The sequence below is a fragment of the Cohnella sp. GCM10027633 genome, from assembly GCF_042675445.1.
In the GTDB taxonomy this organism is placed as follows: domain Bacteria; phylum Bacillota; class Bacilli; order Paenibacillales; family Paenibacillaceae; genus Cohnella.
In genome coordinates, this window is the sequence record NZ_JBHTGV010000001.1 from 1,136,498 (window position 1) to 1,152,529 (window position 16,032).

At 59.4% G+C, this 16,032-nt stretch carries 11 protein-coding genes; 1 reads left to right on the forward strand and 10 read right to left on the reverse strand.

Annotated elements, in window-relative coordinates; all coding sequences use genetic code 11:
• Positions 1-97 precede the first annotated feature (97 nt).
• From ACFQZG_RS04860 to ACFQZG_RS04880, 5 genes are all read right to left on the reverse strand, one after another.
• Positions 98-1,024, reverse strand: coding sequence for a carbohydrate ABC transporter permease (locus tag ACFQZG_RS04860; RefSeq protein WP_378150402.1), 927 nt, complete (start codon positions 1,022-1,024; stop codon positions 98-100).
• A 15-nt stretch (positions 1,025-1,039) separates the two neighbouring features.
• The gene (locus ACFQZG_RS04865; protein WP_378150403.1) at positions 1,040-1,963 is read right to left on the reverse strand and encodes an ABC transporter permease; all 924 of its coding nucleotides are present in this window, start codon (positions 1,961-1,963) and stop codon (positions 1,040-1,042) included.
• Positions 1,964-2,548: 585 nt separating this feature from the next.
• Positions 2,549-4,192 (reverse strand): extracellular solute-binding protein, encoded by a 1,644-nt coding sequence (locus tag ACFQZG_RS04870; protein WP_378150404.1) that lies wholly within the window; start codon positions 4,190-4,192, stop codon positions 2,549-2,551.
• A 15-nt stretch (positions 4,193-4,207) separates the two neighbouring features.
• On the reverse strand, positions 4,208-6,496 hold the full coding sequence (locus ACFQZG_RS04875) for an AraC family transcriptional regulator (RefSeq protein ID WP_378150405.1): 2,289 nt from the start codon (positions 6,494-6,496) through the stop codon (positions 4,208-4,210).
• A gap of 148 nt (positions 6,497-6,644) precedes the next feature.
• Entirely contained in the window at positions 6,645-8,981 is a 2,337-nt protein-coding gene (locus ACFQZG_RS04880) for a glycoside hydrolase family 95 protein (protein ID WP_378150406.1), read from the reverse strand.
• A gap of 167 nt (positions 8,982-9,148) precedes the next feature.
• On the opposite strand from ACFQZG_RS04880, the gene ACFQZG_RS04885 reads away from it, so the two are divergent.
• Positions 9,149-10,015, forward strand: coding sequence for a helix-turn-helix domain-containing protein (locus ACFQZG_RS04885; protein ID WP_378150407.1), 867 nt, complete (start codon positions 9,149-9,151; stop codon positions 10,013-10,015).
• 98 nt (positions 10,016-10,113) lie between these two features.
• Here ACFQZG_RS04885 and ACFQZG_RS04890 read toward each other — a convergent pair whose 3' ends face one another.
• The 5 genes from ACFQZG_RS04890 to ACFQZG_RS04910 form a co-directional block, all read right to left on the reverse strand.
• The gene (locus ACFQZG_RS04890; protein WP_378150408.1) at positions 10,114-11,331 is read right to left on the reverse strand and encodes a CynX/NimT family MFS transporter; all 1,218 of its coding nucleotides are present in this window, start codon (positions 11,329-11,331) and stop codon (positions 10,114-10,116) included.
• Between the two features lie 21 nt (positions 11,332-11,352).
• A complete protein-coding gene (locus ACFQZG_RS04895) occupies positions 11,353-12,159 on the reverse strand; it encodes a Nif3-like dinuclear metal center hexameric protein (protein ID WP_378150409.1) in 807 nt (268 codons plus the stop codon).
• 67 nt (positions 12,160-12,226) lie between these two features.
• On the reverse strand, positions 12,227-13,801 hold the full coding sequence (locus tag ACFQZG_RS04900) for an ABC transporter substrate-binding protein (RefSeq protein WP_378150410.1): 1,575 nt from the start codon (positions 13,799-13,801) through the stop codon (positions 12,227-12,229).
• Between the two features lie 57 nt (positions 13,802-13,858).
• A complete protein-coding gene (locus ACFQZG_RS04905) occupies positions 13,859-14,797 on the reverse strand; it encodes a carbohydrate ABC transporter permease (RefSeq protein WP_378150411.1) in 939 nt (312 codons plus the stop codon).
• Between the two features lie 11 nt (positions 14,798-14,808).
• Positions 14,809-15,762, reverse strand: a complete 954-nt coding sequence (locus ACFQZG_RS04910) for an ABC transporter permease (RefSeq protein WP_378150412.1) — start codon at positions 15,760-15,762, stop codon at positions 14,809-14,811.
• Between the last annotated feature and the right edge of the window lie 270 nt (positions 15,763-16,032).

Genomic DNA, 16,032 nt, shown 5'->3' on the forward strand with positions numbered 1-16,032 from the left:
TTCGCTCCCTTTTCTTCGAATGGTAGGTTGGACGTGCTTGTTCATGCGCCTTACGAGCTAATCGTTGCCTGCATCCCCCCTCTCGATGACGTCCCAATTAACCCTTGACCGATCCGACGAGCATCCCTTGCACGAAGTGGCGCTGCACGAACGGATAGATGATCAGCACCGGCAGCGTGGCCACGACGATCAGCGCGTACTTGAGCAGCTCGGACAGCTGCTGTCGCTCGACCTGCTTCATGGCGTCCATGACGGAGTTGCCGCTGTTGTTCTGGATGATGATGCTTCTCAGGATGAGCTGCAGCGGATACTTGTCCGCGCTCTTCAAGTAGATCAGCGCGTCGAAGTAGGCGTTCCATTGGCCGACCGCGTACATGAGGACGAGAACGGCGATGATCGGCTTGGACAGCGGGATGACGACGCTCCTCATGAAGCGCAGGTCGCTGCAGCCGTCCATCTCGCTCGCCTCGACGAGTTCGTCCGGAATCGACGATTGGAAGAACGATCGGGCGATGATGACCTGCCATACCCAGATCGCGTTCGGGATGAGCAGCGCCCATCGCGTATCGATCATATGGAGCTCCTTCACGACCATGTACGTCGGAATCAATCCGCCGCTGAACAGCATCGTGAAAGTGATGATCATCATGATCGCGCCGCGTCCGTAGAACGTTTTGCGCGATAGCGGATACGCCAGCATGACGGTCAGCGTGACGCTGATGAACGTGCCCGCCGCCGTGTAGAACAGCGAGTTGCCGTAGCCGGTCAACACTTGCGGATTCTTGAACAGCGTCTCGTAGCCTTTCAGCGACAGGTCGACGGGCCACAGCCAGACTTTGCCTGCCGATACCGCGGACGCGCTGCTGAACGAGCTGCTGACGATGTAGATGAGCGGATAGAGCACGGTGACGAGCACGAGCGTAAGGACGACGTAGATCGCCAATAGGAAGATGCGGTCTCCCGCGGATTCTCTGATGCTTGCGGGTTTCATGCGAGTTGTCTTGGCCGCGGTTGCGGTTGCCATGTTCTCACCTCTCGATTACCAGATGCTGGAGTTGGAAAAGCGCCGTGCCAACGCGTTGACCGAGAACAACAGGATGAGGTTGATCACCGAGTTGAACAAGCCGACGGCCGTCGCGAAGCTGTAGTTGGCGTTCAGTAAGCCGATTTTGTACACGTAAGTGGCGATAATCTCCGATTCGGCGATGTTCAAGTTGTTCTGCAGCAAATAAATCTTCTCGAAGCCGATCGCCATGACGCTTCCCACGTTCAGGATGAGAATGATCGTGATCGTCGGCAGAATGCCCGGCAGGTCGACGTTCCATATTTTCTGGAATCGCGACGCCCCGTCCACCTTCGCCGCTTCGTACAGCGTCGGGTCTACCGCGGACAACGCCGCCAAGTAGATGACCGCCGAGTAACCGGCCGTCTGCCAGATGTCCGACCAGACGTAGATCGAAGAGAACATGCCCGGATTGCCTAGGAAGTTGATCGAATCGAAGCCCAGGTGATTCAGGAAGACGTTCACGAATCCGAGCCGCGGCGCCAGGAACAGCATGACGATCGACACCATGACGACCGTGGAGATGAAGTACGGCGCGAACGTGACGAGCTGCACGAGACGCTTGAACCTGTGGCTTCGGATCTCGTTCAGCATGAGCGCGAGCAGGATCGGAATCGGGAATCCCGCGAGCAGCAGATAGAAGCTGATCTTGAGCGTGTTCTTGACGAGCGTCCAGAACATCGGATTCTCGAAGAACAGCCGGAAGTTATGCAGGCCGACCCACGGACTGCCCCAGATGCCCTTCGTGACGTAATAATCTTTGAAGGCGAGGACCGCGTTCAACATCGGATAATACTTGAAAATCAGAAAGAACATCAGCGGCGGCAAGACGATCAGATACAATTGCCAATGTCTTGCGAAGCTTCTTCTTGCGCCGATTCGTTTGCCGGCGGCTTCCATGCGGTTCCCCTCCTTTGCGACTTGACGTGGTGAATGACAGCGCTTTCTACACGTCGATCATAGGAGATTTTCGACCGTTCGAGATAGGTACAATTGCGGTTTCGGACGTACGAATCTCCCGATTTCGGGGGGACACTTCCGCGTTCTGCGGCCATTCTCGGCGATATTGGGCATGTACGTGGCGTGTACGGTATGGTGGGGCGGACTACATTACGTGAATTGATCAGCGAGAGGGGAATACGGGGCTCCGCGCGCGGGGACGGGATGATGAGTCGGCGAGGGAAAACGATGGGCTTGACCGAGGTTAATCTTGAAAATGTATGCGATATTTCGTGCTTAATTAGCCAGTCAGAGGCTTTTGAGGAACATGTATTCGGTATTTCGTGCTTAACTGGCCAGATCGAGGTTTCCCGGGAATATGTATGCGATATTTCGTGCTTAACTGGCCAGATCGAGGTTTCCGGGGAAAGTGTATGCGATATTTCGTGCTTAATGGCCCAACCAACAGCTCCCTCGCGTGTGTCCGTTGCGCAGCAAAAAGCCGACCGCATACGTCGCGATCGGCTCTACCCTAGATAGAGTTATTCAATTGTTACTCGTCCACTCGTCATATGACTGCTGCATGATGGCGAGATACCGATCAGCCCCCACGTCTCGCAGTCCTTGAACGTACGCGTTCCAGTCTTTGTCCAAGCTCTTCTCGCCCATGACGAATTGGATGACGTTCTGATCGATCCAGTTCTTGAGATTCGCTTGCAGAATGCTCACTTCGTCGGCGACGTCCGGGTCCAGCCAAGCCGACCACGACGGGTACGTCTCCTTGGGCTCATGTCCGTCGTATAATGCAGTCGCCTCATATAATCTGCGTTCGTAACCGCCCGGCGAGTAAATATCCATGTCCGCGACCCAGCTGTCCCTGTAGGTCATGGGCATATAGAAGTGTCCCATCCCCGCCCATCCGGAATTGCGCGGCGGCTCGTCTACCTTCACCGGAATCCGGGTGAACGCCGCTGCCACGTCCGGTCCGAGCCCCCGCTCCTCCGGCAGCGGCTTGCGCCAGTCGATTCCTTCCATGCCGACTTCCGCGTTCGCCTGCCCGACCGGGGTATACAAGTAATCGACGATGCGGATGAGCGCGATTCGCTCTTCCGGACTGGCTTTGTCCGTGATGGCGAACTTCGCGCCGGGCGTAATGCCGAGCGGATTATAGACCGCGTACGTTCCGTGCGGACCTCGCAGCGGCGGCGCCGCATTGTAGTCCGACCCGCGTTCGTTGTCCGGACCCGTGTCCACGAAGATCGCCGGATGCATCGCCGTGCCGGCGCCGAGAATTTGCGCGCCTTCGTTCTCTCCGAGCGCCCGGAACGCTTCCGCGTTCTGCGTGAACGCCCCCGGGTCGATCAAGCCTTCCTCGTACAACGATTTGACGTAGGCCAGCCCTTCCTTCCACTCCGGCGCCGCCGCGGCGAAGCCGACCTTACCGCCTTCGAGCGTCAAGTACGTGCGGTCGTCGTCGTAGACGAAGCCGTTCATGAGATACGGCAGCACGCGAACGCCGAAGTTCTCCGACGAGCCGCTGAGCGGCACTTCGTCGGCGATTCCGTTCCCGTTCGGGTCTCCGGTCTTGAAAGCGCGCAGCACGTCCCGAAGCTGATCCGTCGTCTCCGGCATCCGCAGCCCGAGCTTGTCCAGCCACTTCGTATTGATCCACAGCTTGTTCGGATACGAGCAATGGTAGCATTCGCTGTACGCGGGAAGACCGTAGACGTTGCCGTCCGGCGCCGTGCTCATCGCACGCAGGTCGGGCTCCTTCTCGAACGCTTCCTTAATATGCGGCGCGTACCGCTCGATCAAGTCGTTGAGCGGATAGAACTTCCCTTGCTTGCCGTAACGAAGTAAGTCGGCTTGGGAGAACTGGTCGATGTACGCCGTCAGCATGTACGCGTCCGGGTAATTGCCGCTCGCGAGGGATATTTGCCGTTTCTCCCTGGCGCCTTCGTACGGTACGGTTCGCCAGTCGAACGAGACGTCGTACTTCTCTTCCAGCAATCTGGAGAATTCGTTCGTCTTCAGATCGAACGTCGCGTCTTGCTGCGCGTATATGCTAATCGCGAGCCGCTCTTCTTGTCCTGCGTTCTTCCCGTCGCCGTTACCGTCGCATGCGGGAAGCGTGGCGGCGATCGCGAATAGCGATACGGCCGCCGCAAGCAATCGGATTGTCGGTCTCATCTCGCTTCCCTCCTCTCATTCTTCGGCGGACTGCCGGTACGAGCTCGGCGACACTCCCGTCACGCGCTTGAACGCGCGGCGGAACGAATGCGAGCTGTTATAGCCGACGCGCGACGATATTTCGTCCACGGTATACCGTTCCTCGACGAGCAGCTTGACCGCGTTGTCCATCCGGACGGTCTCCAAGTAGTCGGACAGATTCGAGCCGGTAACTTCCTTGAACAGCTGCGAAATGTATTTCTCCGGCCGTTCCACTTGCTCGGCGATCCGGTACAGCGTCAGCTCCGCGTCCGAGTAACGCTCCTCGACGAACGCCTTGATCTGCTCGACGGTGCGCATATGGCCATCGTTCTTGCGTCCGACGACGACTTCGCACATCGCCGACGCGATCTCCTCGATCTCCGCCTGCAGTACCCGCTTGTCCGACGGCTGGATCGCAATGATCCGGTCCTTCAACGCTTCGAACCTGCCGGATTCCAGGAACAGCTTCTGATCGAGCAGCTTCAGGAGCGTTCCCTTCAATTCGCCGACGAGCTGATGCCACATCTCGACGGACAATTCGCGCTGCTCCGTGTTCATGAGCAGGACGGACCGCAAGAGCCGAAGCGACTCCTCCGTCTCCCCAGCGCGAATCGTGCCGATCAGCCGAAGCTCCATATCCAGCGGATAATAGTAAGTCGCGCTCTCGACTCTCGTCTCGTCGTACCAGACGATGCCTCTGCGATCGGAATGGTGCGCGTGCTCCAAGGCCAGCTTCGCCTGCTCGTACGAGGCGCTGACTTCCGTCTCCGCCTCGAACCGGTCTCCGACCGTCGCGGTGAACGTGATCTTGTATTCCTCGAAGGCGCGGCGGGACAGCTGGTCCAGCAGCGCCGCGATCTCATCCTTGCCGACGGCGTTGCCCGACTCCGCCTCGAGGGAGCCGAACACGATGACGATGCGGTCCGAGCCCCAATCCGTCGTCAGCGTGTAGCCCGCGAGATCGGTTAACGTCTGCTTCAGGATGAGCCGCGCCGCGTTCAGCTCGTTCAGGACGTCGACGCTGTCCATGCCGCCGGAATACCCTTCGACCTGCAGGATGCAGACGTAGCCCGAATGACCGTAGATGCCGGTATTCGCTTGGGAAGCCGCCGCGAAGATTTCTTCGCGGGACTGCAGCTCGCCCGAGATGAGCCGCTTCAGGAACGCGTCCCGCACGAGCGGAACTTGGCGGTGCAGCTCCGTCTCCAGCCGATTGCTGTTGCGGAGCATCTCCGCGATATTCCCGTGCAGGAAGTCGTACTCGTTGCGGGCGGCGGAATTGTCCGCGCCGAACGCGGAGACGAGCTTGTGGATCGGCGCGCTGTTCCGGTAAGCGAGCGCGAGTCCGACGAGCAAGCCGACGCCGAGCGCGGTTCCCGTGACCGTCCACGTGATGAACTTGATCCGTTTCGAGTCCTCGAGCAGCACCTCCCGCGGAATGCCCGCGCGGTACACCCAGCCGTTCGAATCCGAGACCGTCGCGATGACGAGATCGTCCTCGTAGTATTGGCTCACTTGCCCCGGATCCAACATACCGTCGTCCGCGAGCTTCGCCATATCGGGGACGCCCGTGCCTTGCGAGGCGATCGTGCGGCCTTCTCCGTCGCTGATCAACGTCCAGCCCCCGTAGCGGTCCGTAATGCCCGACAACAGGTTCCCGATCGTCTTCTCGTCGATCATGACGACGGCGACCGCGGGCGAAGAGCTTCCGAAGCTATCCAGCGGAAAAGATTGCATATAAGTAACGACGCTCGTCTTCGTTCCTTTGTTCAGGAACGGGCGAAGCGGCATGATCTCGCTGCGGTGGGTCTGTCCGAGAATCGACTGCTTCCATTCCGAGAACGTCTGATCCTCGTAATGGAACGTCGCGTAATAATGCTCCGGCCGGAAGTAAGCCGAGCCCGGCGTCAGAACGACGTTGTAGTTGCTCAGATATACGTAAAATTGCTGCAGGAAATCGTTCGTCTGTCCGAACGTCATGACGTTGCGCAGCATTTTCCAAATCCCGTACACGTTCGCTTGGTCGCCCGTCGTTCTCTCGTTCATGAGCGCGTTCAAGTCCGGATTGATCGCGAGCTGCCGCGTGAAGCCTTCGACCTCGGCCATCCGTCTCTCCAGCAATTCCTTCGTCTTCTGCAGCTGCGTGACGCTATTCTCGATCGATGCCTTCTTCGTGACCGAGATCGAAGTCTGGTAGGACATGAAGCCGGCGATGCTCGGGATGATCAGGATGACGATATAGGAAATCAGAAAACTTCTGAATACGTTGGAGAACTTCTTCATCCGTGCCCTCCTCCCCCCTGCCATGGTAGCGCTCTCAAGAAAAGCTTATCCCATTATCGTACAAAATTCGCTTTCCCGCACGTCACTCGGATAAAGGAAAGCAACCGCGCGGATATCCGCGCAGTCGCTTGGCCTTACATCTATTCGGTTACGCTCGCGCCGTCAGGCTACCGTCGAACGTGATCGCGCGTCCTTCTTCCAACGAGATATCGACGGTCAGATCTTCGTAGCGAAGCTTCGTGCGAAGCGGCTTGCTCGCCCTTACCGTCGCGGATACGAGCCGGCCTCCGCTCCAAGCGACGTCGATCTCCGCGCCGCCTCTTGCCCGCAAGCCTTCGAAGCTGCCGTTCGGCCAATCCGCCGGAATCGCCGGCAGGACATGGATCTCTCCCGCGTGGCTCTGCAGCAGCATCTCCGCGAACGCCGCGGCCCCGCCGAAGTTGCCGTCCGCCACGAAGATGTACGCTTCCGCTCCCGCGATGCCCGGCTTGGAGAACGTGAGCAGATTATCGAAGCACAGCTCGCCGATCAAGTAAGCGAGATGATCTCGCGCGCGATCCCCGTCGCGCAGCCGCGCTCTTCCGGCGGCGAACAGCGCGAGCGTGAATTCAACGTCTTCCAGAGTCGAGCCGCGTTGCCGGCGGTCGAGCGTCGTACGCGCCGCTTGCGCCAGCTCCGGCGTACCGTCCGGCGTAATCTCGTTGCCGGGATACAGCCCGTACAGATGGGACAGATGGCGATGATCCGGCTGCGCTTCGCCGTAATCCTTCAGCCACTCCTGCAATTGTCCTTCGCTCCCGACCGCAAGCGGAGCGAGCAGCGCCAGCGCCTGCGCCAGCTTGCCGCGGAACGCCTCGTCGTCGCCGAGCTTGAGCGAAGCCTCGATGCAGAACGAGAACAGCTCGCGGACGAGCATCGTATCCATGACCGAGCCCATCGACATCGTGCGGGATTCGCCCGAACCTTCGCTTGGATAGAAGCTGTTCTCCGGCGAGTTCGACGGTCCCGTGACGAGATACCCGGTGGCCGGATCCACGGTCATGTAATCGAGGTAGAACGTCGCCGCGCTCTTCAGCACTGGGTAGGCCGTGCTTGCCAAGAACGCGTCGTCTCCGCTGAAGTCGTAATGCTCCTTCAATTGCGCCGCCAACCATAGACCGCCGGTGACGTTCAAACCCCATGAATAGTGCCAACCCGGAGCGGCGAATCCCCAAGCGTTCGTGAACACGTGCGCGACCCAGCCCTCGCAGCCGTAGAAGTCCCGTGCGGCAACCTTGCCCGCCTCCGCCAGCCGCTCGACGAACCGGAACAGCGGCTCGTGGCAATCCGCGAGATTGGCCGTCTGCGCGGGGTAATAATTCATCTGCGTGTTCACGTCCAGATGATAGTCGCAGCTCCACGCCATGGCGCACGCTTCGCCGTCGTTCCAGATGCCTTGCAGATGCATCGGCAGCCTGGAATCTTGCCGCGAGCCGGAGATCGTTAAGTATCGACCGTATTGATAGAAGAGCGCGAACAATCCGGCGTCGGCCGATGCGCCGCCTTCGCGAAGACGCGCCATCCGTTCGCTCGTCGTCGCTTCCGGCCGTTCTTCGGCATCGGCGTTGCCGAGCGAGACGTTCACCCGCGCGAACAGCGAACGGTAATCGGCGATATGTTCCCGCTTCAGCGCTTCGTACCCTTGGACAGCCGCGCGCGCAACCCTCTCCGCCGGTTGATCTTTCCAACTGACGTCTTCGCCCAAGCCGTAATCGGTCGAAGCCGCGAAGTAGACGAACGCTTCGTCCGCGCCCTCGACGACGAGTTTCCCTTCCTCCGCGCGCATGGTCCCGCCCCGAACGACGACCTTGATCGCGCCCGCGCCGTTAACGCCGCATGAGCCGTCGCTGTGCACGCTTTCCGTCGCGCTCCCCGCGAATACGAGCGTATCGCCGCCAGCGCCTTCCGTTGCGGAGAACGTATTCGACCGACCCTCCAGCCCGAGAACGAAAGAGATCGCTCCCGGCTTATCGGCGGTCAGCTTGGAAGCGACGACGGCGCCGGGATGAGAGGCGAACGTCTCCCGCCCGTATCGGACGTCTGCCGATTCATAAGCGATCGAGGCGATCGCCTCCTCCAGGTCCAGCTCCCGCCGCAACGATGTCGCCGCGTGGCCGAACGCGAACCGCGCGTCGCACATCGCCACGTTCGTGCCGAAGTTGCCTTTGTCCGGCATGAGCGCCCGTTCGACGAGCCGTTCCCCGCCCTCGTAATCCCCGGCGAAGAACCGTTCCCGCATCCGCTCGAGATCCGCTTTGCCTTGGGATCGGCTCGGCGTCCGCTCGGGCCGGCCCGACCAATACGTCGCTTCCGTCAGGTGCCACGTCTCCGACTCGCCTCCGGCTACGATTACCGCGCCGAGGCTGCCGTTGCCGAGCGGGAAACCCTCGGACCATCTATTCGCCGCGCTATCGAATACGAGCTTTAATCCGGTTGTCTTCTTCATCGGGTCCTAACCTCCGTTGTGTATTTCATCCGTATTCGCGAACAGGATACTATGAACTTCGTTGCGTATATCGTATCATTCATAGTAGCTGTCGTATTTGATCAAGCGTCCATGAATTTGACGATTCGTCCGGTAATCGGAATCGGCAACCATCGGAGGGATAACACTTGAAGAAGCTTACCGATATAACGCCTTACGTCGGCGAATATATGCCTTACGTCTATGACGGCAGCTACAACGAGGGGCTGCGCGCCTGCACCGTCTACTCGATCCATCTGTTCCCCGAAGGTCCCGGAGAGATGGAAGTCGACGGCAAGCGGTACCCGATCGGGAGAAGGACGCTCGTGTTCCTGCGACCCGGGCAATCTCATGCTTTCCATATCTCTCCCTCCCATCCGCTGTCGAGCTACAACGTGTACTTCGACCTGTGGGAAGCGCGGCGGCCGCATTCGCTGAGCCGGATTTTCTACCGCTATCCCGATCCGTACGATCCTGCCGAAGAGACGCCGCAGCCGGCTTGCGACGAGCTGGACGCGCTGCCGAGCCTCTTCTCGCTGCAAGCTCACGCGCCGTTGTTCGATATGATCCATGCGCTCTCGAAGCTGTTCGAGAACGCCGGCGCGTACCGGGCCGAAATGGTGAACTCCCTCTTCTACGCGTGGATGCTCGCTTGGCACGACGCGGTCCACACCAAGCAGCCGACCGATTACCGGGTCGTCCGCCTGCTCGACAGGCTGGACGCTTCCCCCGAGCTTCGGGAGCCCGTCTCGGAATGGTGGAAGTCGTGCGGATTGAAGCGAACGTATTTCCACGAGCTGTTCCTCCGGGAGACGGGAATGACGCCCAAAGCCTATCAGCACAAGCAGTTGATGAAGCGCGCTTCGCAATTGCTCCAAGAGAGCGATCTCTCCGTCACGGCGATCGCCGAGAAGCTCGGATACGGTTCGATCCATCCGTTTTCCCGCCATTTCAGCGCTTATTACGGCGTCAGTCCGAAGCAATTCCGGACGGGACCGAGAGGCTTGAGATCGTAACGCTTCCTTATAGCAGACAGCCCAAAAAACTGCCATAGCGACTCGTAACCGTCTGCTTGCCCGGCTTCGTTCGCTATGGCGGTTCGTTTCATACGATATTATACGACCTCGACCTTGATCTCCCGCACGGTGTCCGGCACGGGCAGCTTCGCGTCCCTTCCCGCTCCGAGCCCCGCCCAGGCGAAGACGAGGACCGCGATGCCCAGCAGCGACAACGGCACGTCCCAATTCCCGCTCGCGTCGTGCAGCCAACCGAACAGCGCGGGTCCGGCGCTCGCCAGCAAGTAGCCGAACGATTGCGCCATTCCCGACATCTCCGCCGCCTGCTGCGCGCCGTGCGTCCGCAGGCTGAAGAACATGATCGCGAGGCCGAACGAGCTGCCGCCGCCGATGCCGATCAGCGCCGCGCCGAGCGCGAGCATGCCGGCGTCGTACATGAACATGCAACCCGTACCCAGCGCGAAGATGAGAGCGGTCGCCGACGTGAGCAGGCGCTGGTCCTTCACCTTGCCCGCGAGCAGCGGCATCGCCATATTGAACGGCAAGCCTCCGAATTGCATAAGCGCGACCATGAACCCCGCGCTTCGCGCATCGACGCCGCGCTCGGCGGCGATATCCGGCAACCAAGCCATGACGACGAAGAACAGGAACGACTGCAACCCCATATAGAGCGTCATCTGCCAACTCAATCGGTATCGCCATAGCGACGTCCGCTCGCGGGAGGGCTCTCCCGCGACAACTCCCGTCTTCCCCGAAGTTCCGCGCATCCATATCGCCCAATAGATCGCCGAGAGCAGCGCGACGAAGCCCCACCAGGCGAGCGTCCACTCCCACGTCACGCCGAACGCACGGGAGACGGGCACGCTGGCTCCGGACGCGACCGAGCCGAGCAGATTCATCGTCACCGAGTAGACGCCCGTCATCAGGCCGAGCCGGAGAGGGAAGCTGCGCTTGATGAACGCCGGCAGCAGCACGTTGCAGGCGGCAATGCCGATGCCGGCGAGCGCCGTGCCGAGCAGCAGCAACCACGCGCCCGACCAAGGACGCGCGAGCAAGCCTGCCGACACGCAGAGCAACGCGCCGAGGAAGACGCGCTCCAAGCCGAACCTGCGCCCGAACGTCGGCGCGAGCACCGAGAACAGCGCGAAGGCGAGCAAGGGCAGCGTCGTGAGAAGGCCGGCCACGGCATGAGACAATCCGAACGCTTCGCTGATCGATCCCAGTACGGGACTTACGGACGTTAAGGGCGCGCGCAGATTGACGCTGACGAGGAGGATGCCGACGACGATCAACCCCGTCTTCTTGCCGCTAGTCATGCCGTTCACTCCGTTCGCGGATTAGAGGTAGATCGGCCCGGAACGGTCTTGCCGGCCGGTCGCGTAGAACGTCTCGACGTCCGGGAACGCCGCCCGCAGCATCGGGACGACCGCGCGCATGCCCGCTTCCTCGCTCGCCTCGTGTCCGAGAATCAATAACGCCTTGTTCCCGTTCATGGCGATCGCGTCGCGGACGTACTCGTTCGTCTCCCATTCGTGCGTCTCGCCGACGACGATCAGCTCGGGTCCGAATTCGGAGAACGTGCGGATTTGCTTCTGCCCGCCGACCATGCCGGGAAGCAGTCCGATCGCGGACACGGCCAGCTCCGGATCGCCGAACAGCTGCATCCGGCCGCGGACCGGCAGCTTCTCCCTGAACCGGTCCGCGACTTCGCGAACCGTCGCCGGAGGCACGTCGACGATGTGCCGGGCTTCCGGTCTTGCAAGCTCCGTCCACTCCATTCGCTCGAGCATTCCTTCCAATATGCCGTCCGGCTTGTACAGGTGCACGTAGTCGTGGAAGCGGAAGATCGCGATGCCCGACTCCTCGATCAACCTTCTCTTCTCCTCGTATACCGGATCCCCGCCCAGCCACTCCGTCTCGTCGTTGTGCAAGTAGAACGTCGGTTCGTGGGTAATGATCAGATCCGCTCCTTGCGCGGCCGCTTCCCGAATGACGTCGTACGAAGCGAGGAACGCCACCGCGACGCGGCGCGCCTGCCTGTTCGGATCGCCCGCGACGAGCTGGTCGACGGTCGCGCCGAGCGGACCGATCGGTTCGACCAGCTTATCGATAATCGATTGTACGGTAATCGTTGAATCCAACATGATCTCCTCCTTGTGCAAACGGCGGCCCCGTCAATAACGGAGCCGCCGCGCGACGCTTATCGCTACCTTATTTTCCCGCCGTCGTTGCCCAAGCGTCAAGCTGTTTCTGAATTTCTTCGTTGATCTTGTCCATGCCCGCCGCCTTCAGTTCCTTATCCATCTTCGGCAAGTACTCCTCCGGATCGACCGAGCCCGTAATGAGACCCGGCAGGAATTCGGCGATCTTGTTGTTGTACGCGCTGATCTCGTTCTTGACGTTCTCCGGGTTAAAGATGAAGCCGAGCCCTTTGGCTTCTTCCGCGGATTCGTTGAACTGCTTGAACTTCTCCCACTTCTGCGGGTCTTCGTTCGCCCACAGGTAGTCGAGGAACTGGTTGCCGAACATGTAAGGGGAGCCGAGCGCGTAGCCGGAAGTCTGGGACGTCACGCCTTCCGGATAGTCGATCGTGTTGTCTCCGACTTTGACATAGTGCTTGCCTTCGATGCCGAACGCGATCAGGTTGACCAGGTATTTGTCCGTATGCAGCAGGTTGATGAACATCATGGCGCGCTCCGGGTTTTTCGAAGTGCGGGAGATCGACAGCATGTTGCCGAGGACGCTGCTCGTCGATACGATCGGCTTCGTCATGTCGATCTGCACCCACGGGAAGCCGCTCGCTTGGCTGACTTCGGCGTCCTTGCCCGGCTTCAGCGACTCGGAGTACGCGAATACCTTGCCCGAGCGGTAAGCGCCCGCGAAGTCCGCCAGCGTCGTCGCGTCTTGGTTGATGTAGCCTTTCTCGTACCACTTGCGGGTCAGCTTCAGCATATCGATATACTTCTGGTCGGCATGCAGGTCGATGATCTTCAAGTCGGGCGAGTATCGGTCCATGGCGCCTAAGTTTTTGCCGCCGCCGGCGGAGACGAAGAGGCCTTCCTGCAGCGCGATGTTGAGGCCGACGTCTTTGCCGCTCAGGAACGGCGTCATTCCCGGCTCTTTCTCCTTGATGACGTCGAAGAACGGTTCCATGTCCTCCGGCGTCTTGACCGTGCTCAGGTCGAAGCCGTACTTCTCGGCGATGTCTTTGCGGACCATGATGCCCTTGTTGCCCGCGAATTCCTTGTTCGTCGGGAACCCGTACGTCTGGCCGTTGAACTTGATGCCGCTGAGCACCTTCGGATCGGTCTGCGCGACCGCATCCGCCGCGTATTTCGCCATCAGCTCGTCGATCGGAATAATGACGCCGTCCTTGATCTTGGTCGTCCAGTTATCCCAGCTCATCGTCAGCGTAATGTCGAACTCTTCGTTCGTGGCGTACTTCAGCTGCATTTTGTCTTGCCAGCTCGCCCAGTCGATGACCGTCATTTCGAAATTTACGTTGATTTTATCCTTCAGGTACTTGGTCACTTCTTCGTTCACGAGCTTCTGGTCGTTCTGGGGAACGCCCGGCACGAACATCTTGATCGTCACCGGCTCGAGCGGTTCCGCCGTCGGCTCGGCCGCCGGGGAAGACGCGGCCGGAGAGCTTGCGGCAGGCGAGCTGCTCGGCGCGGATCCGGCGTTGTCGTTACCGTTGTTTCCCTTGGAGCATGCGGCGAGCACGAGCGTGAAGCTAAGCATCAGACCGAGAAGCGCGAGCGTGTTCTTCTTGAACGTTCTCATTGTTTAACCCCTCCAACATGACGTTATTATATGCTAACCGGGGATACCGGGACTAGCCTAGCCTTTAACCGCGCCTACCGTCAGCCCTTTGACGAAGTACTTCTGGAAGAACGGGAACGCCACGACGATCGGCCCCATGCCGAGGATGGCCATGGCCATGCGGGCGGTCTCGCCGGGGAGACTCGCGATCTGCTCGGCCGACATGCCGGCTTCCGCGGCGTAGTTGCTCATGAACTGCAGGTTGCGCATCGCCATATACATCAGGTACTGAAGACTGACGAGATTGCTGTCGTTGATGAACACGAGGCTGTTGAACCAGTCGTTCCAATAGCCGAGCGTGTAGAACAGCCCGATCGTAGCGAGCACCGGAAGCGACAACGGAACGACGATTCTAGCGAAGATGCGAAGTTCTCCGGCGCCGTCGATCTTGGCCGATTCCAGGATGGACGGGTGTATGCTCTGCGTGAAGAACGTCCGCATGATGATAACGAAGAATGCGCTGAGAAGGTGATTCGGTACGATGAGCGACAGCAGCGTGTCCCGGATATCGAAGAAGTACGTGTAGACGAGATACCAAGGCACGAGCCCCCCGCCGAAAATCATCGTGAAGAAGACGAAGAAGGAGAAGAATCCCCGGAACGCGAAGTCCCTTCTGGACAGCGGGTACGCGACGAGCGCGGTGATCGCCAGCGCGACGATCGTCCCGACGACGGTGACGAAGATCGTAATCCCGTAAGCGTTCGTGATCTGGCCGACGTCCCGGAACAGGAACGCGTACGCATCCCAGCTGAACTGTCTCGGAATCAGGCTGTAGCCGTGCTTGTAGATCGCGTTCTGATCCGTAAGCGAGACGCCGAGGACGACGAGAATCGGGAAGACGCACAGGAAGGCGTATACGATAAGCAGAATATGGATGGCCCATTCGGTCGCCGGCTTGATGGCATTCTGATTACGCCCCGGCGCGTTGGGATGAATCGTCTGTAGCGGCTCGCTCATCTGATGCCCTCCTAGAACAACGCGTTGTCTTTATCGATTTTGCGGACGATATAGTTCGTCGCGACGACGAGCACGAAGCCGACGAACGCTTGGTACAAGCCTGCCGCGGACGACATCCCGATATCTCCGAGATTGAGCAGCGCGCGGTACACGTACGTGTCGATTACCTGCGTAGTAGAGTACAGCGCACCGGAGTCTAGCGGCACTTGGTAGAACAAGCCGAAGTCCGCGTTGAAAATCTTGCCGATCTGCAGAAGCGTCATGACGACGATAACCGGACGGATGAGCGGAAGCGTGATTCCCGTAATCTGCTGCCGTTTGTTCGCTCCGTCTATGTGCGCCGCCTCGTAATATTCGTTGTCGATGCCGATGATCGCGGCGAGGAAGATGATGCTGTAGTACCCCGCATGCTTCCACACGTTCACGATCGGCAGAATGTACGTCCAGTACTCGGGTTCGCTGTACCAGGAGATGCCCTCGAAGCCGAGCGGCTTCAGAATGTTCGCGTTTATGAACCCGTATTGCCCGCTCAGCAGCGAATAGCCGAGATAGCCGACGACGATCATCGAGAGGAAGTGGGGCAGGAACATGACGCTCTGGTAGAAGCGGGCCATCATCTGCCGTCTCAGCTCGTTCAGCATGATGGCGAACGTGATCGGGACGACCAGGTTCAGGACGATGAATATCGCGTTGTACATGAGGGTGTTCTTCGTAATGAGCCAGGCGTCCGAGGTCGTGAACAGGAACTCGAAGTTGTCGAAGCCGACCCAATCGCTCCCGAGAATGCCTTGCGCGTAGTTGATGTCCTTGAACGCGATAATGATGCCGAACATCGGGAAGTAGTTGTTAAGCAGCAAGTAGAGCACGCCGGGAAGAAGCAGCATGAGCAGCGCCCGATCTTTCACGACGTTGCGTACGAACCGGCGCAGAGGCGAAGCGGATCGTTCGATATGGGCTGTGGACATTGCGGCAGTCACTCCAATCTGTGGTCCGATGGATTCATTATAGGCGGCGCCTCTATCCCCCCTCTATCGGACGACGTGATCGAATACTCGGTTTTGTGACCGGTTGGTTTGGATTAAGAGCAACCCGGCGCATACGAAAAAGAGAGTCTGTAAAATCTTTTGTGTAAACTCTCAAACCAATATGAAATAAACTAAGAGAAAGGTTGGTTTGAGAGGATGACACAAGTGGCGCGCTTTAACAAAGATCAGGTGAAAGCATTCGTCAAAGAC